The organism is Sphingomonas sp. Leaf34, from assembly GCF_001421805.1.
Taxonomy (GTDB): Bacteria; Pseudomonadota; Alphaproteobacteria; order Sphingomonadales; family Sphingomonadaceae; genus Sphingomonas.
This window is the reverse complement of record NZ_LMLC01000005.1, coordinates 292,049-314,145: the sequence shown is the minus strand read 5'-3', so window position 1 is coordinate 314,145 and position 22,097 is coordinate 292,049. Positions and strand designations below refer to the sequence as shown.

The following is a 22,097-nucleotide window of genomic DNA, read 5'->3' as shown; positions in this document are numbered from 1 at the left end:
CGTCTCTCCCTAATCGTCCGCGGTATAACGCCCCGTCACCCGCGGGTTGTTCCGTCATTGCGCCGGATCGGTCTTCGAACTCGATCAGCCTTCATATTCCAGCATGATCGTCGCGAGCGGCGGCAACGTGACCCAGGCAGCACCTTTCTCGGCAACGACGCCGCCGAGATTGCCGAGCCCGCTGCCCCAATATTCATGCGCGTCGCTGTTGATGATCTCGCACCAGCGGCCGTCGAGCGGGAGCGGGATGCGATAGGGTGCACGCGCGATCGGCGTCATGTTGGCGATGATCGCGACCGGCTTCGCGCCCGGTGCCTTGCGCAGCCACGCAAAGACCGAATTGGCGGCATCGTCGGCGATCAGCCATTCGAAGCCCTCGCTCTCGCAGTCTCGGGCGTGGAGCGCGGGCTTCTCGCGATAGACCGCGTTCAGGTCTCGGACGAGATTGCGAATACCCTCATGGCTGCGCGCATTGCGCAGATCCCAATCAAGCGCACGGCCTTCGGACCATTCGCGGCGCTGCGCGAATTCCTGCCCCATGAAGAGCAATTTCTTGCCCGGATAGCCCCACATGAACGCGTAATAGGCGCGCAGGTTGGCGAATTGCTGCCAGTCGTCGCCGGGCATCTTGGTCAGCAGCGACCCCTTGCCGTGGACCACTTCGTCGTGGCTCAGCGGCAGGACGAAATTCTCGCTGAACGCATAGACCAAGCCAAAATTGATCTCGCCATGGTGATGTTTCCGGTGCAGCGGATCGCGCGCCATGTACTGGAGCGTGTCGTGCATGAAGCCCATGTTCCACTTGAACCCGAAGCCCAGGCCACCGCTCTTGCCGTCGTCGCCGACGGGGGCGGAGACGCCCGGCCACGAAGTCGATTCCTCGGCGATCGTGAAGATGCCGGGGTGTTGTGCGTGCACCGCGCGGTTCATGGCGCGCAGGAACGCGACAGCTTCCCAATTCTCGCGGCCGCCTTGCTCGTTGGGGATCCATTCGCCCGCCTCGCGCGAATAATCGCGGTACAGCATAGACGCGACCGCATCCACGCGAATCCCGTCGATATGATAGCGCTCGGCCCAGAACAGCGCGTTGTTGACGAGGAAGGACGACACCTCGCGTCGCCCGAAATTATAGATCGCGGTGTTCCAGTCGGGGTGGTAGCCGAGCCGCGGGTCCTCATGTTCGTAGAGCGCGGTGCCGTCGAAATGCGCGAGCCCGAACGCGTCGGTCGGGAAATGCGCAGGCACCCAGTCGAGCAGCACGCCGATCCCGGCCAGATGCGCGCCGTCGACGAACCGCGCAAATCCCTCGACATCGCCGAACCGTGCAGACGGCGCGTAGAGCCCGGTGGTCTGATAGCCCCAGCTCGGATCATAGGGATGTTCGCTGATCGGCATGAACTCGATGTGCGTGAAGCCCATCTCGACCACATACGGAATCAACCGGTCGGCGAGCGTATCCCAGGTCAGGAACCAGCCCTCGGCGTCGCGGTCCCAGGATCCCGCATGCACCTCGTAGATGCTGATCGGCACGCGGCGCGGATCGACCGAGGCCCAGTGCGCGCGGTGGCTGGTATCCGCCCATTCGTGCGCCAGCGTCCGCGTGATCGACGCGGTCGCGGGGCGCAGTTCGCTGGCAAAGGCGAACGGATCGGCCTTCAGCGGCTGGAGCTGGCCATCGGGGCCGACGATCTCGTATTTGTACGCGCGATACTCGGCGATGTCGGGGATGAAGATCTCCCACACGCCGACGTCGCCGCGTTTGCGCATCGTATGGCGGCGACCGTCCCAGTCGTTGAAGTCGCCGACCACCGAGACGCGCTGCGCATTGGGCGCCCAGAGCGCAAAATGGACACCGTGCGCGCCCTCATGCTCGATCAGGTGCGCGCCCATCTTGTCGTGGAGGCGGTGGTGCGTGCCTTCGGCCATCAGCACGTCGTCGACGGGGCCGAGCACGGGGCCGAAGCTGTACGGGTCGGTCACCCACCAGTCTGCACCGCCACCCTCGGCATGATATTTCACCGGCTGCGGATCGCCGTTGATCGGCCCCTCGAACAGCCCGCGATCGTCGATCAGGGGGAGCGTGCCGAGCGTCGTGCCGTCGAGCGCATGCGCCTCCGCGGTTGCCGCGCCCGGCAACCAGGCGCGCGCGAACGTGCCCCCGGGTCCGGCATGCACGCCGAGCAACGAGAAGGGATCGTCGTGACGCCCCTCGATCAGGGCAACGATGGCGCCTTCGGGTGGCTTCACATCACCGTCCAGATATCGCGCGCATATTCGCGGATCGTGCGGTCGGACGAGAACCAGCCGACGCGTGCGACGTTGCGCACGGTCGAGGCGACCCACGCGTCGCGATCGTTCCAGCGCGTGTCGACGCTACGCTGCGCGGTGGCATAGCTGTCGAAATCGGCGGCGAGCATGAACCAGTCGCCTTCGTACAGCCCGCCCATCAGCCCGGCATAACGCTGGCGATCGTCGGGCGAGAACACGCCCGAGGCGATCGCCGATACCGCCTGGCGCAACTCGTTCGACCCGTCGATCACGCGGCGGGGATCATAGCCCGACGCGCGCTTCGCCTCGACCTCGTCCGCGGTCATGCCGAAGATGAAGATGTTGTCGTCGCCGACCCGGTCCTTGATCTCGATATTCGCGCCGTCGAGCGTGCCGATCGTCAGCGCGCCGTTCATCGCGAACTTCATGTTGCCGGTGCCCGACGCCTCGAGCCCCGCGGTCGAGATCTGTTCGCTGAGATCGGCGGCGGGGATGATCTTCTCCGCCAGCGACACATTGTAATTGGGCAGGAACGCGACCTTCAGAAGCCCGCCGACCGACGGGTCCGCATTGATCCGACGCGCAACGTCGTTCGCCAGTTTGATGACCAATTTCGCATTGTGATAGCTCGACGCCGCCTTGCCCGCGAACAGCTTTACGCGGGGCGTCCAGTCGCGTTCGGGATGGCTGCGGATCTGGTCATAGAGCGCGACCGTCTCGATGATGTTGAGCAGCTGGCGCTTATACTCGTGGATGCGCTTGATCTGCACGTCGAACAGCGCGTCGGGGTCGATGCGTAGCCCCATGCTGTCCTTGATCTGATTTGCCAGTGCCACCTTGTTCGAACGCTTCACCGCCCAAAACCGCTCCCTGAACGCTGCATCGTCGGCAAAAACATCAAGATCGATCAGCCGTTCGGCATCGTCGAGAAAGCCGTCACCGATCGCGTCGCGGATCAGCGCCGTGAGGCCGGGGTTGCACTGCTGGAGCCAGCGGCGCGGGGTTATCCCGTTGGTCTTGTTGTTGATTCGCGTCGGATAGAGGCGGTGGAGATCGGCGAAGACCGTCTTTTTCATCAACTGCGTATGGAGCGCTGCAACGCCGTTGACGCTATGCGATCCGGCAAAGGCGAGGTTCGCCATCCGCACGCGCCGCTCGCCGCCCTCGTCGATCAGGCTGATCGCGGCGATCGCGCGGTCGTCGATGCCGTCCACGCCGCGCGCTTCACGCAGCAGTCTAGCGTTGATCGCATAAACGATCTGCATGTGCCGCGGCAGCAGGCGCTCGAACAGCGGCAGCGGCCAGCTCTCCAGCGCCTCGGGCAGCAATGTGTGGTTGGTGTAGCCGAAGGTGGCGCGCGTGATCTTCCACGCCTCGTCGAACGCGAATTCGTGGTGATCGATCAGCAGCCGCATCAGCTCGGCGACCGAGACCGCGGGGTGCGTGTCGTTCAGCTGGATCGCGGCCTTGTCGGGCAGCGTGCGGATGTCGCCGAAATACTGGATGTGGCGGCGGACGATGTCCTGGATCGAGGCGGACGAGAAGAAATATTCCTGCCGCAGCCGCAGTTCCTGCCCCGCGGCGGTCGAATCATTGGGATAGAGCACGCGCGTGAGCGTCTCGGCGCGCATCTGATCGGCGAGCGCGCCGGTGAAGTCGCCCGCGTTGAACCGGTCGAGCTTGATCGGATCGAACGCGCGCGCGGTCCACAGCCGCAGCGTGTTGACGTGTTTGCCGCGCCAGCCGACGACGGGGGTATCGACCGCCATCGCCTCGACCGCTTCGGCCGGGCTCCAGTGGATGTGGCCGCTGTCGGTCGCGGTCACCTCGCCTCCGAAGCCGATGAAATAGGCGCTCTCGCGGCGTTCGAATTCCCAGGGATTGCCGTGCGCGAGCCAGCTTTCGGGCATCTCGACCTGCCAGCCATCGTCGATCCGCTGGCGGAACATCCCGTTCACATAGCGGATACCATAGCCGTAGGCGGGGAGCGCAAGGCTCGCCATGCTTTCCATAAAGCACGCCGCGAGCCGCCCGAGCCCGCCATTGCCGAGCGCCGCATCGGGCTCGATCTCCTCGAGCGCGGCGAGGTCGACGCCGTGCAGTGCGAGCGCGCGCGTCACTTCGCGGCTGCGCTGCAGGTTCGTCACCGCGTCGCGCAGCAGGCGGCCGATGAGGAATTCGAGGCTGAGATAATAGACGCGCTTGGCGCCCGCCGCATGCGCCGCCTTGGTCGACGCCATCCAGCGTTCGACGATGTCGTTGCGCACCGTCAGGATCGTCGCCGCAAGCCAGTCGTGCGGGAGCGCCGCCTGCGCGTCCTTGCCGATCCGGTGCACGAGCGTGTCGAGGATCGAATCGGCAAGATCCTGGGTGGGCTGCTGTACGGCGATGTCTGAGGTCACGCGGCTTCCGGCTTGATTACGGTCGCGCTGATCGTAGCTCGCCGCGCGGCGTTGTCACGCGCGCTCGACGCCGCTTGGAAGATAATCGGTATCGGGGGGGGGGGAGACGTCGACCGCGTGCAAGGCCGGTCGACGGGGTCTGGGTAGACACTACCCGAGGGTAGTGGTGGACAGGGCTGGATTCGAACCAGCGTACGCTTGCACGGGCAGATTTACAGTCTGCTGCCTTTAACCACTCGGCCACCTGTCCAGATGGGCCGCTTATCAAAGCGAGGCGGCTCAATGGCGAAGCGCGCCCTGTGTGTCAACGCAGGTTTTGCGAAGTTTCGCGCTTCGCTGTTGCCGCGCGGGGAGAATGCCGACAAGGACGCCGCATACACAGACACGATCGAGAGCGAATATGGCACGCAAGGGACACAGGCCGAGCAAGGCGCCGGCAGGCCGCCCCCGCTTCTGGGGCAAGCACGCGGTTGGCGCCGCACTGAACAATCCGGAGCGCACGGTGCGCAAGATCCTCGGCACGCGCGAGGCGCTGGCCGGGTTCGATCTGCCCGCCGACGTCCCCGTGACCTATGCCGAAGCAGCCGATCTGGCGCGGCTGGTGCCCGGCGATGCGCCGCATCAGGGCGTGGTGATCGAGGTCGAGCCGCTCGAGGACATGTGGCTCGCCGACCTGCTCGAGCACGGCAAGGACGATAATCGCCCGCTGGTGATCCTCGACGGCGTGACCGATCCACACAATGTCGGCGCGATCCTGCGCTCGGCGGCGGCGTTCGATGCGCTGGGCATCGTGACCCCCGATCGCAACGCACCACCCGAATCGGGCACGATCGCGCGCGCCGCATCGGGCGCGCTTGAGAGCGTGCCGTGGATCCGCGTCGTCAATCTGGCACGCGCGCTCGAGGAGATTGCGGCCGCCGGCTTCTGGCGGATCGGGCTGACCGGCCACGCGACGCAGACGCTGGGCGAGGCGATGGGCACGCAGCGCATCGCGATCGTGCTCGGCGCCGAGGGCGAGGGCATGCGGCAGAATACCGAGCAGCATTGCGACGAGCTCGCCAAGTTGCCGATCTCGGAAAAGGTCGAGAGCCTGAACGTCTCGAACGCCGCGGCGATCGCGCTCTACGCGGTCACGACGCGGTGAGTTTAGACCCCTTTCCCCGCCGGGGAGAGGGAAGGGCCCCGCCGCGCTTGCGGGGGGAAGGGTGAGGGGTTTGAGGCTCGGGACGGTTCGTCCCAACGCCCCTCTCCCTTCCGTCGCCTTCGGCTCCTCCCTCCCTCTCCCCGGAGGGGCGAGGGACAGTCAGTCCTCCGCGGCGATGCGGACCTTCAGTCCGTCCAGCGCGTCGGTGAGTTCGATCTGGCACGAGAGGCGCGATCCCGCATCGCGGTCGCTGGTCGAATCGAGCAGGTCGTCCTCGTCCGGCCCCATCGGCTTCAGTTTGGCCGCAAACGCCGGGTCGACATGGACGTGGCAGGTGGCGCACGAGCAGCAGCCGCCGCACAGCGCCAGGATCTCGTCGATGCCAGCGTCGCGAATGACTTCCATCACCGAAAGCCCCGCTTCGCCCATGATCTCGCGTTCTTCCCCTTCGCGCGTCACGACGATAAGCTTGGGCATGTCATTCTCCGAAAAATCTGACTTCGTTCATGCCGTTGCGTGGCGCCGGGATCAAGCATCATGGGCCTGAACGCGGACCAGCTCAAAACCGCGATGGCGGCCTTGTGCGAGATCGAGCCCGCCTTTGCGGTGGCGGTCGGCAATGCCGGGCACCCGGCGCCGCGGATCAGCGAGCGCGGCTTTGCGACGTTGCTGCGCACCATCGTCGGCCAGCAGGTGAGCGTCGCCTCGGCGCAGGCGGTGTGGACCAAGCTCGATACCGTGGTCGGCGGCGCGGGCGACCCCGCAAAGATCGCCGCCGCCAGCGACGAGACGCTGCGCAGCGCCGGATTGTCGCGGCAGAAACTCGGCTATGCGCGCAGCCTCGCCGACGAGGTGACGAGCGGCCGGCTCGATCTCGCCAACCTGCCCGAGGACGACGAGGAGGCGATCGCCGCGCTGGTCCGCGTGAAAGGGATCGGCCGCTGGTCGGCGGAGATCTATTTGCTGTTCGCGGAAGGGCGGACCGACATCTGGCCGGCGGGCGACCTGGCGATCCAGATCGAGGTCGGCCGGATCCTCGGCCACGAGACTCGCCCGAGCGAGAAGCTGACGCGCGAAGTGGCGGAGGCGTGGCGCCCGCACCGCGGCGCGGCGGCGATCTTCGCCTGGCATCATTACCAGGCGGACATGAAGGTGATCTGAGGGGAGGATTCCCCACCGCCCGTCATCCCAGCGAACGCTGGGATCTTCCCGTTTAAGCCGTGACGCCCGCCAACGGGGATACCCCAGCTTTCGCTGGGGTGACGGACGGGGAGGTGGCGACTTTGACGCGCCGCCCGGACGCAAGCGCTTGTTCCCGCTCGCCCCCTCCGGCAAAGCAGCGTCCGATGTCAGCGCCCAATCTTCCCGCCTCGGACTTCGCCAACTCGCTCGCCGAGAGTCATCGGACCATCGCCATCCCCGAGGGCGCGTCATTCTGGCGGCGGCTGTTCGCGTTCGTCGGGCCGGGATACATGGTCGCGGTCGGCTATATGGACCCCGGCAACTGGGCGACCGACATCGCCGGCGGGTCGGCGTTCGGCTATACTTTGCTGTCGGTCGTGCTGCTGTCGAACCTGATGGCGATGGTGCTGCAGGCGCTGTCCGCGCGGCTCGGGATCGTTGCCGGGCTCGATCTCGCCCAGGCCTGCCGCGCGCACTATTCGAAGCCGGTTTCGTTCGCGCTCTGGTTCTTCTGCGAAATCGCGATCATCGCCTGCGATCTGGCCGAAGTGCTCGGCACCGCGATCGCGCTGAAGCTGCTGTTCGGGTTTCCGCTCCTCTACGGCGTCGCGATCACCGTGCTTGACGTATTCCTGATCCTCGCGCTGCAACGCTTCGGGTTCCGCAAGCTCGAGGCGTTCGTCGTCGCGCTGCTGGTCATCATCGCCGGCTGCTTCATGTTCGAACTGTTCCTCGCGCGACCCGACATGGCGGGCGTGCTCGGCGGTCTGGTGCCGACGACGCAGATCGTCACCAACCCGGCGATGCTCTACATCGCGATCGGCATCCTCGGGGCGACCGTGATGCCGCACAATCTCTACCTCCACTCGTCGATCGTCCAGACGCGCGCCTTCGCGCGGGACGAGGCGGGCAAGCGCGACGCGATCACGATGGCGACGATCGACGGCACGGTCGCGCTGGGCCTCGCCTTCTTCATCAACGCCGCGATCCTGATCCTGGCGGCGGCGACCTTCCATGTCGCGGGGCGCACCGACGTCGCGGAGATCGATCAGGCGTATGAACTGCTCGCGCCGATGCTCGGCATGGGCGCCGCGAGCGTCCTGTTCGCGGTCGCGCTGCTGGCCTCGGGGCAGAATTCGACGGTGACGGGCACGCTTGCCGGGCAGATCGTGATGGAGGGTTTCCTCAACCTGCGCATGCCCGTCTGGGCGCGGCGGCTGGTGACCCGGCTGCTCGCGATCGTCCCTGCGGTGTTCGTGATCGGCGCGACGGGCGATTCGGGCGCGACGAAGCTGCTGGTGCTGAGCCAGGTCGTGCTCAGCCTGCAGCTGCCGTTCGCGGTCGTGCCGCTCGTCAAGTTCACCGGCGACCGTACGATCATGGGCGATCTGGTCAGCCCGGCCTGGCTGAAGATCCTCGCCTGGGGAATCGCCGCGGTGATCATCGGGCTGAACGCCACGCTGTTGGTTGGGATGCTCTAGGCGACGGGCGCACCGGCGTTGGGGAGGCTGGCGTCCTTGGCGGGCTTCTTGGCGAACAGGGCGCGATCTGCCGGCCCGAACGCGTATTTCCACAGGATGTAGAGATAGGTCGCGGCGATCGCGGGCTCGCCGACGGCCAGTTCGACCCATTCGTAGCGCTTGGGGAGCGCCGTGAACCCGGCCCCGACGACGATCGCGGCGAGCGCGGCCCAGACCAGCGGCCAGCGCCACGGCGACACGTTTGCGCCCAGCAGGCGGCCGAGCAGCTTGGACTTGATGATCGACGTCAGCGCCACCGACAGCATCAGCGCGATCGCCGGCCCCGCCGCCTGGTAGTTGACCGGATAGCCGAGGCGACGGATGACGAAGATCAGCGCAAAGCTCAGCCCAATCTGGAAGGCGAGCATCGCCGCCGAGATCATCAAGTTGCGGTGGCGCGCGATATAGACGAGCGCCGATTCGCAGACCGCACCGGTCGAGGCAAGGAATTCGGCCGTCAGCAGGAACGCGAGCGCGGCGGTGCCCGCGACGAATTGCGGGCCGACCACGCCCATCACCGCCTCGCCGGGGATCGAGCCCATCAGCGCGAGACCACCTTGCGCGGCCATGATCCAGAACGCGACCTGGCGAACCTGGTTGGCGATCGCGGCGCGGTCGTTGATCGCGAGGCTATGCGTGATGACGGGGCCGAGGATCGGGTCGAAGCTGGTCTTCAGCTTCTGCGGCAGGGATGCGACCTGCTGCGCCATGTAATAGATGCCGACGACCTTCGGCTCGAACATCACGCCGAGGATGAAGCGGTCGACGTTGCGGCTGCCCCATTCGAGGATGTCGGCGCCGGCAAGCGGCACGTTGGCGCGGGCGAGCGCGTAGAGCGGGCGCAGGTGCGGCGACCAGCCGCGCGGCACGCCGTAGCTGCGCAGGAACGGCACGAGGCTGGCGATCAGCGCCGCGGTCATCGACGCGACATAGCTGAGCACCAGGCCGTCCCGGATCGTGAAGTAGGAGAAGGCCCAGGCGGCGATCGAGATCGTCCATGGCTCGACCACCGCGCGCGCGGTGACCGCGGCCTTGACGTTGAGGCGGTAGGCGAGCGCGGCGAGGCTGACGTCGGACCAGGCGATCGCGACGATGATCAGCGGCAGGAACCGGTCGAGCCCGGTGATCGCGCTGTTGGGATACATGATCTGCGGGAAGGTGCAGAGGACCGCGCTGGCGATGAGCGAGGCGATGAACGCGACTGCCATCGCATCCCACACGACATTGGCGTGCGGTCGGTCCGCGCTGCTGAGCGCCTGCGCGAGCCCGCGCTTGAGGCCGAGCGTGGCCAGCAACGCGGCGAGTTCGACCACCACGACCGCGATCGCGAAGCGGCCGACCAGGTCAGGGCCGTAGATGCGGCCGGCGATGAACAGGAAGGGGATGCGCGCGGCGAGGCGGAGGACGAAGCCGGCGATGTTGGTCCGACCGCCCTTGGCGAGCGTGTCGATATCTTGCGTGGATTCGGTCACGGGCGGGCGCCGTTGGTGCGGCGCGCCCCGGCAAAGCCGCGTCGTCGGTCGGAGCAAGCGCTCCGCCGGCCGCGCTTGTGCGAGTCAGCCGGGCGCGGCCGGCTGCCGCCCTGCACGTTCAATGTGCCGCGCCCCAGCTTAGACCGGTGCCGATTTCGATACCCAAGGGCACGTCGAGCGTCACCGCCGGCGTCGCAGCGTTGGCCATGACGCGTTCGATCACAGGCTTGGCCGCCTCGACGTCGCCCTCGGGCAGTTCGAACACGAGTTCGTCGTGGACCTGGAGCAGCATGCGCACGTTGGGCAGCCCGGCCTCGAGCAGCGCGGGGCCCATGCGGACCATCGCGCGCTTGATGATGTCCGCGCTCGTCCCCTGGATCGGCGCGTTGATCGCGGCGCGCTCGGCGCCCTGGCGTTCGTGCTGGATCTTCGAGCGGATCCGCGGGAAATGCGTTTTCCGCCCGAACAGCGTCGTCGTGAAGCCGGTCGCGCGGACGCTCTCGGTGGTGTCGACGATGTAGCTGGAGATGCCGGGGAAGCGATCGAAATAGCGGTCGATCATCGCCTGCGCATCGTCCGCGCTCACGTCGAGCCGACCGGCGAGACCCCAGCGCGAGATGCCGTAGAGGATCGCGAAGTTGATCGTCTTGGCGCGGCCGCGCGTGTCGCGGTTGACCTCGCCGAACAGCTCCTGCGCGGTGAGGCTGTGGATGTCGTCGCCGTTCGCGAACGCCTGCTTCAGCGCGGGGACGTTGGCCATGTGCGCGGCCAGCCGCAGCTCGATCTGCGAGTAATCGGCGGCAAGGATGACGTTGCCGGGCTCGGCGACGAACGCGTCGCGGATCTGGCGGCCGATCTCGGTGCGGATCGGGATGTTCTGCAGGTTGGGATCGGTCGACGACAGCCGCCCGGTCTGCGCGCCGGTCAGCGAGTAGGACGTGTGGACGCGGCCCGTCGCCGGGTTGATCTGCGCCTGCAACGCATCGGTATAGGTCGATTTCAGCTTCGACAGCTGACGCCAGTCGAGTACCTTCCGCGCGATCACCGCGCCGGGCGAATCCTTGTCGGCGGCGATCCGCTCGAGTTCGGTGACGTCGGTCGAATAGACGCCCGACTTGCCCTTGCGGCCACCCTTGATCCCCATCTTCTCGAACAGCACGTCGCCAAGCTGCTTGGGGCTGCCGATCGTGAACGGCGCGCCCGCGAGCGCATGGATCTCGGTTTCGAGGCTCGCCATCTGCGCGGCGAACTCGGTCGAGAGCTTCGACAGCTTCGCGGCATCGACCTTGATCCCGTGCATCTCCATCTGCGCGATGACGGGGACGAGCGGGCGGTCGACCATCTCGTAGACGCGCGTCGAACCCTCGGCGGGCAGGCGGCGCTTGAACCGGCGCCACAGGCGCAGCGTCACGTCCGCGTCCTCGGCGGCGTAGTGGGTCGCGGCCTTGAGGTCGATTTCGTTGAAACTGCGCTGCGACTTGCCGGTGCCGACCACGTCCTTGAACGCGATGCAGGTGTGCGAGAGGTGCGTGGCGGCGAGCTCGTCCATGCCGTGGCCGTGAAGCCCTGCGTCGAGATCGAAGCTCATCAGGATCGTGTCGTCGAACGGCGCGATCGTCACGCCGCCGGTGGCGGCATAGGCGCGGGCGAGGACGATGATGTCGTATTTGAGATTGTGGCCGATCTTCAGGATGCTCGGATCCTCCAGCAACGGCTTCATCTTCGCCAGCACGATCGCGCGGTCGATCTGGACCGGGTTTTCCGCGAGCAAATCGGTGCCGCCATGCGCGATAGGTACGTAGCAGGCGAGGTTCGGATGCAGCGCGAGGCTGATTCCGACCAGATCCGCGCGCGTCGCGTCGATCCCGGTCGTCTCGGTGTCGATCGCGATCCAACCCTGGTGCCGCGCGATCGTGATCCAGCGATCGAGCGCGGCTTCGTCGACCACCGTTTCATAGTCGTCGTGCTTGCAGGGCTCGTCCACGTCCATGTCCGCCACGACGGGCGACTCGGCGACCGGCGCCTCGGCCACCGCCGACAATTTGGCGATCAGCGACTTGAAGCCGTGATGCTCGAGGAACGCGCGCAAGGGTGCGTCGGGGATGCCCTTGAGCTCGAGATCCTCGAGCGGCTCGGGCAGCGCGACGTCGCATTTGAGCGAGACGAGCACCTTCGACAGCCGCGCCATCTCGGCATGCTCGATCAGGTTGTCGCGCAGCTTGCTCTTCTTCATGCCGTCGGCAGCCGCCAGCACCGATTCGAGATCGCCATGCTCGAGGATCAGCTTGGCGGCGGTCTTGGGGCCGACGCCGGGGACGCCCGGCACGTTGTCGACGCTGTCGCCCATCAGCGCGAGTACGTCGCCGAGCTGCGCCGGGGTGATGCCGAAGAACTTCTCCGCGACATGCTCGGGGCCGAGCCGGCGGTTGTTCATCGTGTCGTACATGTCGAGACCGGGCTCGATCAGCTGCATCAGATCCTTGTCCGACGAGACGATCGTGACCGACCAGCCCTGCGCCAGCGCGGCCTTCGAATAACAGGCGATGATGTCGTCGGCCTCGAGCCCCTCGGTCTCGATGCACGGCAGCGAGAAGGCGCGTGTGGCGTCGCGGATCATCGGGAACTGAGGTACTAGGTCCTCGGGCGGCGGCGGACGCTGCGCCTTGTACTTGTCGTAGAGATCGTTGCGGAAGGTCTTGGACGACTTGTCGAGAATGACCGCCATGTGCGTGGGGCCGTCTGCGGCGTGGACCTCGTCCGCGAGCTTCCACAGCATGGTGGTATAGCCATAGACCGCGCCGACCGGCTCGCCATGCTTGTTGGTGAGCGGCGGCAGCCGGTGATAGGCGCGGAAGATATAGCCGGAGCCGTCGACGAGATAGAGATGGGGCATCGCGCGCGGTCTAGCGGATGCGGGGGCGGGCTCCAATGGGCGAAGCGTGGTTGTTGGGTATCAGTCGGATGGAAAAGCGGTGGGGTTCTTGGGGCGTCGCTCGCTGCCCTCCCCCGAGCACCACCCCGGCGGAGGCCGGGGTCCAATCGGGGGACGGTAATAACGAAGCGGTGCGCGTCATTACGACCACCTTTCCATTTGGGCCCCAGCCTTCGCCGGGGTGGTGGCATAGTTTGGGGAACACGGCGTAGCTTGCCGCTACGGTCTCCGAAAGCTGTTCTCCCGCGAAGGCGGGAATCCAGGAGTCGCAGGCGGTATCGTATGTGGCTCCTGGACCCCCGCCTCCGCGGGGGAACAAGGGGTTACTTCTTGATCAGCCCAATCTCGACCAGCCGCTCGTACAGATAATCATGCGCGGTGATTGAGGTCGGGTAGCGGTTCGCGTTGTCCGGCGTGATCGTGCCCGGCAGCGTTTCGATCAGGAAATCGGGCGCCGGATGCAGGAAGAACGGCATCGAATAGCGCGAATGGCCGCGGCGCTCGGGCGGCGGGTTGACGACGCGGTGCGTGGTCGAGGGCAGCACGTTGTTGGTCAGCCGCTGGAGCATGTCGCCGACGTTGACGACCATCGCGCCCTCGGGCGGCTTGATCGACAGCCAGCGACCGGTCGCGCGGTCGAGTAGTTCGAGCCCGGCTTCCTCGGCGCCAAGCAGCAGCGTGATGAGGTTGATATCCTCATGCGCGCCGGCGCGGACACCCTCCGCATCGGCGGGGATCGGCGGGTAGTGCAGGAGGCGCAGGATGCTGTTGCCGTCCTTGACCGCGGGATCGAACCAGTCGGGTTTCAGCTTCAGGTGACGCGCGATCGCCGACAGCAGCTTGTCGCCGGCGCGGTCGAACGCGGCGAACAGTTCGAGGAAGACCGGCTTGAAGCCCTCGGGCCGCGTCGGCCAGACGTTCGGCGCCATCGTGTCCGCATAGCGATGACCCTCGGGCAGCTCGCGACCGACGTGCCAGAATTCCTTGAGGTCGACGACCTTGGCGTCCTTGGCGATCTCGGTCTTGAACGGCGTGTAACCGCGCGCACCGCCGCCGCCGGCGATGTGATAGCCGCGCTTTTCGTCCTCGGGCAGGTCGAACAGGAGTTTCGTCTCGGCCCAGGCGCGCTCGATCAGGTCGGCGGGGATGCCGTGATCGGCAACGATCGCAAAGCCGAATCGCTCGAACGACTCGCCGAACGCGGCGGCGAAGCCATCGGGGTCGGGGTCCTGCGTGGCGAGGCTAAGCGTCGGGACCTGGGCGGCTGGCGTGTCGAGCATGGGGGCGTGTCCGGATTGGTGGCTGTCCGATATAGGGGGGCAAAGGCTTGGTGCCAAATGCCTGAATTAGGACTGGGACATTATCGCATTTCGAACGGTTCTCCCCGCTAGGGGGAAATGACGCCGAAGGTGACCGAAGCGGGACACGCAACGACGATTTTCCTTGCCTCCCCCTTCCGTCTGGCTAGCGCCAGCCACCTTCCCCTGGTGAGGAGGATTGTGGACTAGCCGCTGATGACGATCGTGCCTGTCGCCTTGTCCGCGCCGTCGGGCGCAAATTCCAGCCGGAAGGGTTTGTTCTCATCAGTCGTGCCGACCAGGTTCGCACCCTCGGCATGCACCTGGTAGCCAACCTTGCCGAGCCGCTCTGCAAACCAGTCGCGCACGACCGCCGGGTTGGCGGGACTGGCGAAGGCGACGCGGAGCCCGCCGGTCTTATCGTCGCCGACGATGTTGAGCGTCCTGATCGACGACCCCGGATATAGGTGCACGCCGTTGAGATCGAAATTGCCGGTATCGATCTTGATCTTCGGCAGCTTCACCGAGCCCTGGAAGCCGGGGACGTCGATCTTCATCTCACCGGTCTCGCCGTTGATCGCGCCAAACACATTGCCGCCATCGGCGTTGATCGACACCGACGCGCGTTCGTTCGAGCGGTCGCAGGCGGACAGCGCGAGCATCCCGGCGGTGGCGAGCAAAAGGGGGCGGAACATGACAGTCTCCCGAGTGTGTTGCGTTCGCAACACAGGTAGGGCGTGTGGCCCGATCGCGCAATCCGCCACGGCCGGTACGGATTGCGCCGGTTGACGGGTTTCGCAAGACAGCCCGAGCGGGTAAGGCGCTGGCATCATGCAGACCCAGGACCCCCAATCCGACGCGCCGTCGATGCGTGGCGCGCCGATCGGCTTCGTCGAGTTCGTCGCGCTCGTCGCCTCGCTGATGTCGCTGACCGCGCTCGGGATCGACTCGATGCTGCCCGCGCTGCCGGCGATCGGCGACTCGCTCGGCGTCGCGTCGGACAACGGCCGGCAGTTCGTCGTGACTGCGTTCGTGATCGGCTTCGGCGTCGCGCAGCTCGTCCACGGGCCGCTTGCGGATCGGTTCGGACGGCGGACGGTGCTGCTCTGGTCGCTGGTGCTGTACATCATCGCCAACGTCGCGTGCGCGACCGCAGGGAGCTTCACGCTGTTGCTCGCCGCTCGCGCGTTCGGCGGGGCGGTGATCGCCGCCGCGCGCGTCGCGACGATCGCGCTTGTCCGTGATTGTTATCACGGGCGGGCGATGGCGCGGGTCATGTCGATCGCCTTCATGGTGTTCATGATCGTGCCGATCCTGGCGCCGACCTTCGGCTGGACGGTGCTCCAGTTCGGCGACTGGCGCGCGATCTTCTGGACGGTCGCAGTGCTGACGCTGGGGGTGTTCGTCTGGTTCTATCTGCGGATGCCCGAGACGCTCGCGCCCGAGAATGTCCTGCCGATCACGCCGAGACGCATCCTGAGCGACTGGCGCCAGACGGTCGCCGATCGCAATTCGCTTGGCTACACGCTCGCGTCCACCGCGCTGATGGGCGCGCTGTACGGCTATCTCAATTCGATCCAGCAGATCATGGCGGACGTGTTCCACCGGCCGACGCTGCTCGCACTGATCTTCGCGACGACGTCGGTGACGATGGCGGCGTGCAACCTGCTCAACGCGCGGATCGTGATGCGGCTGGGGACGCGGCTGATCAGCCATGGGGCGCTGTCGGTGCTGATCCTGGTGTCGTTGGTGCATCTGTTCGCGATCGAAATCGGCTTCGAGACATTGGTCAGCTTCGCGGTCTTCCAGGCGCTGACGCTGGGCTGTTTCGGGCTGGCGACGTCGAATTTCTCGGCGATGGCGATGGCGAATATGGGGCGGATCGCAGGTACCGCGTCGAGCGTGCAGGGCTTCCTGAGCGTGACTGTTGGTGCGGTGTTCGGGGCGCTGATCGGGCAGGCGTTCGACGGTACCACCGTGCCGCTGGTCGCAGGCTTCCTGTTCGCGGGGATCGCCGCGCTCGTCGCCATTCTGGTGACCGAGCGTGGGCGGTTGTTCCGGCCCGCATCCACCGTGCAGCCGCGCGCTTGAAGGAACCAGCGCGCACGTCCACCGTTCGCATCGGGTAGGCCCGCACCGTGCGGGCGTCCTGGAACGAGGGAGTGTGACCATGGGCGGACATCAGGTGCCAAGTGCCGGATCGGGCGACGACGGCTATGACGAGGAAGGCTATGACGAGAGCCAGCGCGCCGAGATCCTCGAGGCGACGCGCAACGGCCCGAGCGACGGCGTCATCCTGACCGACCTCGACCCAGACCTGGGCGAGAACGACACCGACGACGAGGCGATCGACGAGACCGCGATGGACTCCGAAGAGGTCGGCGAGACCGATTCCTCGGTCACGATGGATGAGGACGACATGGACGAGGACGATGTCCAGGACGAACTCGACGACGGCAGCATCGACGAGGACGAGGATCTCAAGGACGCCGACGACGTCGCGCTAAGGCCCTGAACGATCCGCGACGCGCCGTTACCGGGCGCGTCGCCCTCACCCGACGGCGTTGGCCAGGATCGCCAGATCGTCCGCGTTGAATGCAGTGCCGGCGGCGTCGGTCGACTGCCCCACCACATTGTCCGAAACGCTCGAGACCACGTTCGTTGCGACCGGTTCCGGTGCATCAGCGGCGACGTCATACGCCGTCCACACTGCCCCCGCCGACCAGAACGGGGGGCAGCGGCTGCGGAACAGGCGGGAAAACCCCATCGATGCTGCATCGCACACCGATCGTCACCAGTCGGTAAGCGCACAGCTTTAGACCGCGCAGGACTGCTTTTTGCCGCTTTTCCGCTGTATTTCTGCCCAGTCCGCCGTGGCGTAGCCATGGTTCGTTCATCCAACTGACAGGAACCGTTGCTGTAACGCAACACAGCATAAGAGTTCCCGGAATATGACGGTTTTTGTGCAACCATGTGCCCGCCGGCCTGTTTCGACATGCCTGGACCAACCGACGCACCGTGCAGTCGGGGATCCACGCAACACTCGAGATAAGGTCACACGCATGCGTAAGCTTTCCCTGGCAATCGCCCTCGCCGCCGCAACGGTCGCAGTTCCCGCCTTCGCGCAGGATATGTCGGCACCGGCCCCCACCGACAACAGCGCACAGCCCGGCGAGGCAGCAGCGCCCGACGGCTCGAAGGCTTTCGGCATCGAGCCGTATTTCGGCGTGATGGGTGGCTGGGAGCAGTTCGACAACGAGCGTGGCCACGGCATCCCGCAGGCGCTGAACGCTGACAACTCGCTGCGTCGCGGCTACAAGCCGTCGGGCTCGCTGGTTCAGGGCGTGCTCGGCGTGAACGTGCCGCTCGGCCCGGTTTTCGTCGGCGCTGAAGGCAACGTGATCAAGGGCATCGAAGGCAACATCGATTGGGAATATGGCGCAGCAGGCCGTTTCGGCTTCCGCGCTGGCGACAGCGGCCTGATCTACGGCAAGGTCGGCTACCAGTGGGTCAACTTCGACAAGTTCTCCGCACGCTCGACCAACGGTGGCGACACCGGTCGTGACTACAGCGCGATCACCTACGGCATCGGCGCCGAAGTCGGTCCGCAGAGCATCGGCCTGAAGGGCATCACCGGCAACGCAGGCTTCCGCATCCGCGCCGAGGTCAACACCTTCGGCGACGCGCAGAGCTTCCGTCCGATGCTCGGCATCATCACGCACTTCTAAGCCCCTGCCTCGCAAGAGGGAATTGCTGGACGCGTAACGGGGGCGGGGAGTGGCTAGGGCCATTTCCCGCCCTTCGTGCGTCTGGCGTCCGCAGCGTTGCGAGCGAGTGAAGTATAGAAAGTATAGACGCTCGCGCGAGATCGCGGGAGCGGGCGGAGACCGCACGCGGGCGGGGGATGGCGGCACTGTCCCGCCCCTTGTTCGCCTGGCGCCTGCGGGCACCGGGGAGTGAAGTATAGGAAGTGCAGACGCTCGCACCATGATGGCGCGCGCGCCGACACCGGCAGGATCGCGGGGGTATGTTCGCGCCGTGCGGGCCGGGGGTGGATGGTCGGCATGCTGCGAACTGGGCATGTCGGCCCCGTGTAGGACAGCGAAATCTCGCGTGCCTGCGAGACGGAGGCATTGGTCCGTTTCGCCGGAGACGAGTCATCAGCGATGTTCACGATGCGTTCGCCTCGTTTCCGACTCCGCTCGCCGCAAGGCGGGGCCGCGCTACGGTGACTTTCGCGCGCGCGCGCGTACGCGCGATCGATGATGGAGTATGTGTTTGATTTCATGCGGTTGCTCGGGGGCGATCGCGCTGGCGCCACGCGGGGGCGCGGGGGCGCGCGCGGTGCCCAGCCGGGAGTCCTGCTGCAGCTTCGGCTGGTGTTCTACGGCGTGCTGCTGGGGCTGATGATGCCGGTGATCCGCCAGATCGACTGGTCAGCGCTGGTGCCGCCGGGGCTGAAGATCGAATGGCCGACCGGGTTCGGCATCGCCTGGCCCGCCGGGCATCTGCGCGTACCCGGCGGCTGGGGCTGGGGGGCGGACCTGGCCAGAACGGAGGCGTCGTCCGCTGCGACCGCGACTGCCGGCGTTGCTGCCGATGCCGGTGCCGCGTCCCGTGCGCTCGCCACCGCGGCGGGGGTGGCCGGCGCAGCGTCCTCCGCCGCCGCGCTCGCCTCGGCGCTGTCGGGCGGCAAGCCGGTCTCCGCGCGCTTCACGATCTGCGGTCATGCCAAGCGGATCGACTGCCTGGTCGACGGCGACACGTTCTGGATGGCGGGCACCAAAATCCGCATCGCCGACATCGACACCCCGGAGACGCACCCGCCGCGCTGCGCCCGCGAGGGGCGGCTGGGGGAGGCTGCGACGGTGAAGATGCAAGGACTGCTCAACGCCGGCCCCTTCACGCTGGTCCCGATCAAGCGCAATGTCGATCGCTACGGCCGCAAACTCCGCGTCGTCGAGCGCGACGGCAAGTCGCTGGGCGCGGAACTGGTCCGCCACGGCCTCGCGCGGCAGTATGGCGGGGGGAAGCGATCGCCTTGGTGTGGTTGGGCGTGAGTTGTCGCTGGTCGTGGTTGGCGCTGGGGTGTATCTCTGACGGGTGATCCTTGAGAACATCTTGTTCGATACTTGTGATTCAGCAGCGGAGGCTGAGGCCGATGCGCGGGCCGACGCGGACGTGCGCGATTGATCAGCCACGACGCGGTCAAGCGCTGGCTGTCGTCATGGGGTTCGAGCGAATCTCTGCCCCGACCCCGGGTCGGCGATTAGTCAAGAATTCGCCTCAAGAATCACGCTGTCTCGACGGAAGCCTATATCTAGCCCGGCATTTTCGCAGCATTTGAACGTAACTGCTGTTTAGTGTCGCGTTTCCTGAGCCGAACCGAGCGCTTCACGTTCAATCCTTGAGATAGCCGTCGGCTCGTCGCCTTTGTAGATTGGTAGCGCGGCTAGGCGGTTGGCTGCCCTTCGGCGTAAGTCATGACCGATCACGTTTTCGCGTTCCAATAGAGCAATTACTTGAACGTCCTCATGCACTTCGTAAAGCGCCTGCATCTGCAAAAAGATTGCGTCATTTACGCGCTGAGGGGAAGAGCCGAAAAATACAGCAACAGGCACTCGATTCTGGGCACGAATTACCATGTCTGGAATGGTGTCAGACAGGGAGGCGCTAACCGGAGCGTCCTGAATGACAACAGCCTTCCCTTCCATTTTCTCAAGTATGCGAGCGGCAGCATCCTCCTTGAAGGTGCTCGCAACCTTGTCTTTGGTTAGGAGCAGAAAGTCATTGATGCGCAACATAAGTGACAAAAAGCGCATGGCAGCTTTGGGCAACTCAGCTTCGCGCAAGACCGCCGTGTGAAGCAACATATCGTCTTCATCAAATTCGACGCCATGACTGTCTAGGAGGGATGAGAATGCATCAGAGCGGGCCTCTGTGCCAAAATCGACTCCCGATGCCTCGAGAAACGGAATGGTCGTCCCGTCGTCTTCAATCCTGTAACTGCCGGGGCGTGTTTTATCTCGCACGATATAGAATGCTACGGAATCGCCGTCATCGCGACGGAACGTAGTCGTGACGGCGTAGCCAACCGGCACGTCGGTCAGCTTCAAGTCACCGCAGAAGGCTTGGCAGAGAGCCTCTTTCAATCGAACATGTCCCTTGGATCCAGCTTGAAGAATCGCACGGTTTCAGACCAAAGCCAAGGCTTCAGTCCTCCATGACCATCTCGGCTGAACCCCGTTCGATTATGGCGCGAACGAGCAGCGGGCAGGCGCTTTATCCAAGGGCCGTGGACGAGCGTACCCATTGGCGCTGCGTCGATATCGTTCTTTTCTCCACATAGGGTGTGAAGGTGCCAGCCGGTCACATGGTCCACGTGGTACTCATAGCTGCAAAGTACGATTGTATCGCGCGCCGTTCGCAAGCCAAGATGGATATGCGCCTTGCTCTTATCTTCGCAGACCAGGATTCGGACAACGAATTGGCGTCCTGAGAAACTAAACTCTGCGAAGCGCCATTCCCAAGCCGGCCCAAATGACCAAGCCTTCTTTCCGGCCTTAGAAAGTGGAAATTTCGTTTTCGGCATTTTTCCGTTTCCCCAATCGGAAACGTGCAGACCGTGTTTCTCGCCTTGTATGACATCTTGAACCCGCATGGCACGTGAATGCGCGACTGTTACGCCGCCGTCAATCTACCAGCAAAGTCACATAATTACATTAATACCGATCGCCAAATTATAGCTCACCTGTTATTTCGTGAGTGTCACTGCGAGCAATTAGATTTTACTATTTGCTCGCAGTGGCGTGAATTACTCCGCTGCAACCGAATCGCTGAACATGTCCCGAACCTCGCTCAGGTCCACATTCGCCGCAGGGCCCTTCTTCGCGGTCTGGCGCTTGTCGAACGAGTCCCAGACGTCGTTCCACTGGCCCTTGGTCGCGGCCTTAGAATATTCGGTGGCGCGCTGTTCGAAGAAGTTGGCGTGCTCGACTCCGTTGAGCATCGGGGCGAGCCAGGGGAGCGGGTGCTCGTCGATCATGTAGATCGGCTTGAGACCCAGCTGGTTCATCCGCCAGTCGGCGATGTAGCGGATGTACTTCTTGATCTCCTTGGGCGTCATGCCGTTGACCGGGCCCATCTCGAACGCGAGGTCGATGAAATTGTCCTCGAGCCGGATCGTCGTCTGGCACACGTCGGCGATGTCGTCCTTGACCGCCTTGGTCAGGCACTGGCGCTCGGCGCAGAAGGTGTGGAACATCTTGATGATGCCCTCGCAGTGCAGCGTCTCGTCGCGGATCGACCAGGTGACGATCTGGCCCATGCCCTTCATCTTGTTGAAGCGCGGGAAGTTCATCAGCATCGCGAACGACGCGAACAGCTGGACGCCCTCGGTGAAGCCGCCGAACATGGCCAGCGTGCGCGCGATGTCCTCGTCGTTGTCGACGGTGAACTTCTGCATGTAATCATGCTTTTCCTTCATCTCGGCATATTCGAGGAAGGCGCCATATTCGCTCTCGGGCATGCCGATGGTGTCGAGCAGATGGCTGTAGGCGGCGATGTGGACCGTCTCCATGTTGCTGAACGAGGTCAGCATCATCTTGATCTCGGTCGGCTTGAACACGCGGCCGTACTTCTCGTGGTAGCAATCCTGCACCTCGACATCGGCCTGCGTGAAGAAGCGGAAGATCTGCGTGAGCAGGTTGCGCTCGTGGTCGCTGAGCTTCTGCGCCCAGTCGCGGCAATCCTCGCCCAAGGGCACTTCCTCGGGGAGCCAGTGGAGCTGCTGCTGGCGCTTCCAGAACTCGAACGCCCAGGGGTATTCGAACGGCTTGTACTGCTTGGAGGCGTGAAGGAGGGACATGGGTAAGCCTTT

Annotated in this window: 18 protein-coding genes and 1 tRNA gene; 7 read left to right on the top strand and 12 right to left on the bottom strand. The window is 65.2% G+C overall.

The genetic code is table 11. The features are described from left to right. Positions 1-84: 84 nt before the first annotated feature. The 3 genes from glgB to ASF00_RS15830 form a co-directional block, all read right to left on the bottom strand. Entirely contained in the window at positions 85-2,247 is a 2,163-nt protein-coding gene (gene glgB, locus ASF00_RS15840; protein WP_055881483.1) for a 1,4-alpha-glucan branching protein GlgB, read from the bottom strand. Next, a complete protein-coding gene (locus ASF00_RS15835; RefSeq protein ID WP_055881480.1) occupies positions 2,244-4,670 on the bottom strand; it encodes a glycogen/starch/alpha-glucan phosphorylase in 2,427 nt (808 codons plus the stop codon). Before ASF00_RS15835 ends, glgB begins: the two co-directional genes overlap by 4 nt. Positions 4,671-4,834: 164 nt before the next feature. Continuing rightward, a tRNA-Tyr gene (locus ASF00_RS15830) sits at positions 4,835-4,920 on the bottom strand. Positions 4,921-5,070: 150 nt separating this feature from the next. On the opposite strand from ASF00_RS15830, the gene rlmB reads away from it, so the two are divergent. Then, on the top strand, positions 5,071-5,814 hold the full coding sequence (gene rlmB / locus ASF00_RS15825; protein WP_055881478.1) for a 23S rRNA (guanosine(2251)-2'-O)-methyltransferase RlmB: 744 nt from the start codon (positions 5,071-5,073) through the stop codon (positions 5,812-5,814). 159 nt (positions 5,815-5,973) lie between these two features. On the opposite strand, the gene ASF00_RS15820 is transcribed toward rlmB, so the two are convergent. Further along, complete coding sequence (locus ASF00_RS15820; protein WP_055881476.1) at positions 5,974-6,291, bottom strand: 2Fe-2S iron-sulfur cluster-binding protein; 318 nt, start codon at positions 6,289-6,291, stop codon at positions 5,974-5,976. A gap of 60 nt (positions 6,292-6,351) precedes the next feature. Between ASF00_RS15820 and ASF00_RS15815 the strand changes: the two genes are divergently transcribed. Both ASF00_RS15815 and ASF00_RS15810 read left to right on the top strand, forming a co-directional pair. Then, complete coding sequence (locus ASF00_RS15815) at positions 6,352-6,975, top strand: DNA-3-methyladenine glycosylase family protein (protein WP_055881474.1); 624 nt, start codon at positions 6,352-6,354, stop codon at positions 6,973-6,975. 185 nt (positions 6,976-7,160) lie between these two features. After that, complete coding sequence (locus ASF00_RS15810; RefSeq protein WP_055881472.1) at positions 7,161-8,477, top strand: Nramp family divalent metal transporter; 1,317 nt, start codon at positions 7,161-7,163, stop codon at positions 8,475-8,477. Here the strand turns inward: ASF00_RS15810 and ASF00_RS15805 are convergent. The 4 genes from ASF00_RS15805 to ASF00_RS15790 form a co-directional block, all read right to left on the bottom strand. Beyond that, positions 8,474-9,988 (bottom strand): lipopolysaccharide biosynthesis protein, encoded by a 1,515-nt coding sequence (locus ASF00_RS15805; protein ID WP_055881469.1) that lies wholly within the window; start codon positions 9,986-9,988, stop codon positions 8,474-8,476. The genes ASF00_RS15810 and ASF00_RS15805 overlap by 4 nt on opposite strands. 118 nt (positions 9,989-10,106) lie before the next feature. After that, positions 10,107-12,881, bottom strand: coding sequence for a DNA polymerase I (gene polA / locus ASF00_RS15800; RefSeq protein WP_055881466.1), 2,775 nt, complete (start codon positions 12,879-12,881; stop codon positions 10,107-10,109). Positions 12,882-13,243: 362 nt separating this feature from the next. Further along, positions 13,244-14,200, bottom strand: coding sequence for an isopenicillin N synthase family dioxygenase (locus ASF00_RS15795; RefSeq protein WP_055881463.1), 957 nt, complete (start codon positions 14,198-14,200; stop codon positions 13,244-13,246). A gap of 224 nt (positions 14,201-14,424) precedes the next feature. Continuing rightward, positions 14,425-14,913 (bottom strand): hypothetical protein, encoded by a 489-nt coding sequence (locus tag ASF00_RS15790; protein ID WP_055881461.1) that lies wholly within the window; start codon positions 14,911-14,913, stop codon positions 14,425-14,427. A gap of 136 nt (positions 14,914-15,049) precedes the next feature. Between ASF00_RS15790 and ASF00_RS15785 the strand changes: the two genes are divergently transcribed. Together ASF00_RS15785 and ASF00_RS15780 are read left to right on the top strand one after the other, a co-directional pair. Then, complete coding sequence (locus ASF00_RS15785; protein WP_055881458.1) at positions 15,050-16,309, top strand: multidrug effflux MFS transporter; 1,260 nt, start codon at positions 15,050-15,052, stop codon at positions 16,307-16,309. A gap of 79 nt (positions 16,310-16,388) precedes the next feature. Continuing rightward, entirely contained in the window at positions 16,389-16,733 is a 345-nt protein-coding gene (locus ASF00_RS15780) for a hypothetical protein (RefSeq protein WP_055881454.1), read from the top strand. A 36-nt stretch (positions 16,734-16,769) separates the two neighbouring features. Here ASF00_RS15780 and ASF00_RS15775 read toward each other — a convergent pair whose 3' ends face one another. Continuing rightward, on the bottom strand, positions 16,770-16,985 hold the full coding sequence (locus ASF00_RS15775; RefSeq protein ID WP_055881450.1) for a hypothetical protein: 216 nt from the start codon (positions 16,983-16,985) through the stop codon (positions 16,770-16,772). A gap of 295 nt (positions 16,986-17,280) precedes the next feature. Between ASF00_RS15775 and ASF00_RS15770 the strand changes: the two genes are divergently transcribed. Both ASF00_RS15770 and ASF00_RS15765 read left to right on the top strand, forming a co-directional pair. Beyond that, positions 17,281-17,946 (top strand): outer membrane protein, encoded by a 666-nt coding sequence (locus ASF00_RS15770; RefSeq protein WP_055881446.1) that lies wholly within the window; start codon positions 17,281-17,283, stop codon positions 17,944-17,946. A gap of 546 nt (positions 17,947-18,492) precedes the next feature. After that, entirely contained in the window at positions 18,493-19,278 is a 786-nt protein-coding gene (locus ASF00_RS15765) for a thermonuclease family protein (protein ID WP_235525907.1), read from the top strand. 300 nt (positions 19,279-19,578) lie between these two features. Here ASF00_RS15765 and ASF00_RS15760 read toward each other — a convergent pair whose 3' ends face one another. From ASF00_RS15760 to ASF00_RS15755, 3 genes are all read right to left on the bottom strand, one after another. After that, positions 19,579-20,370 (bottom strand): DUF1828 domain-containing protein, encoded by a 792-nt coding sequence (locus ASF00_RS15760; protein WP_055881443.1) that lies wholly within the window; start codon positions 20,368-20,370, stop codon positions 19,579-19,581. Beyond that, positions 20,367-20,879 carry a hypothetical protein gene (locus ASF00_RS18615; RefSeq protein WP_156348399.1) on the bottom strand — a complete coding sequence of 171 codons (513 nt, stop codon included), beginning with the start codon at positions 20,877-20,879 and terminating at the stop codon, positions 20,367-20,369. The genes ASF00_RS15760 and ASF00_RS18615 overlap by 4 nt, the downstream gene beginning before the upstream one ends. A 153-nt stretch (positions 20,880-21,032) precedes the next feature. Beyond that, entirely contained in the window at positions 21,033-22,085 is a 1,053-nt protein-coding gene (locus tag ASF00_RS15755) for a ribonucleotide-diphosphate reductase subunit beta (RefSeq protein WP_055881438.1), read from the bottom strand. Positions 22,086-22,097 lie beyond the last annotated feature (12 nt).

Coding starts and splice junctions, on each gene's coding strand:
- ASF00_RS15820 (WP_055881476.1), bottom strand. CDS start 6,291: ATGCCCAAGCTTATCGTCGTGACGCGCGAAGGGGAAGAACGCGAGATC.
- ASF00_RS15810 (WP_055881472.1), top strand. CDS start 7,161: ATGTCAGCGCCCAATCTTCCCGCCTCGGACTTCGCCAACTCGCTCGCC.
- ASF00_RS15755 (WP_055881438.1), bottom strand. CDS start 22,085: ATGTCCCTCCTTCACGCCTCCAAGCAGTACAAGCCGTTCGAATACCCC.
- ASF00_RS15770 (WP_055881446.1), top strand. CDS start 17,281: ATGCGTAAGCTTTCCCTGGCAATCGCCCTCGCCGCCGCAACGGTCGCA.
- ASF00_RS15795 (WP_055881463.1), bottom strand. CDS start 14,200: ATGCTCGACACGCCAGCCGCCCAGGTCCCGACGCTTAGCCTCGCCACG.
- ASF00_RS15780 (WP_055881454.1), top strand. CDS start 16,389: ATGGGCGGACATCAGGTGCCAAGTGCCGGATCGGGCGACGACGGCTAT.
- ASF00_RS15775 (WP_055881450.1), bottom strand. CDS start 16,985: ATGGGGTTTTCCCGCCTGTTCCGCAGCCGCTGCCCCCCGTTCTGGTCG.
- ASF00_RS15785 (WP_055881458.1), top strand. CDS start 15,050: ATGCAGACCCAGGACCCCCAATCCGACGCGCCGTCGATGCGTGGCGCG.
- ASF00_RS15790 (WP_055881461.1), bottom strand. CDS start 14,913: ATGTTCCGCCCCCTTTTGCTCGCCACCGCCGGGATGCTCGCGCTGTCC.
- ASF00_RS15815 (WP_055881474.1), top strand. CDS start 6,352: ATGGGCCTGAACGCGGACCAGCTCAAAACCGCGATGGCGGCCTTGTGC.
- polA (WP_055881466.1), bottom strand. CDS start 12,881: ATGCCCCATCTCTATCTCGTCGACGGCTCCGGCTATATCTTCCGCGCC.
- rlmB (WP_055881478.1), top strand. CDS start 5,071: ATGGCACGCAAGGGACACAGGCCGAGCAAGGCGCCGGCAGGCCGCCCC.
- ASF00_RS18615 (WP_156348399.1), bottom strand. CDS start 20,879: ATGCGGGTTCAAGATGTCATACAAGGCGAGAAACACGGTCTGCACGTT.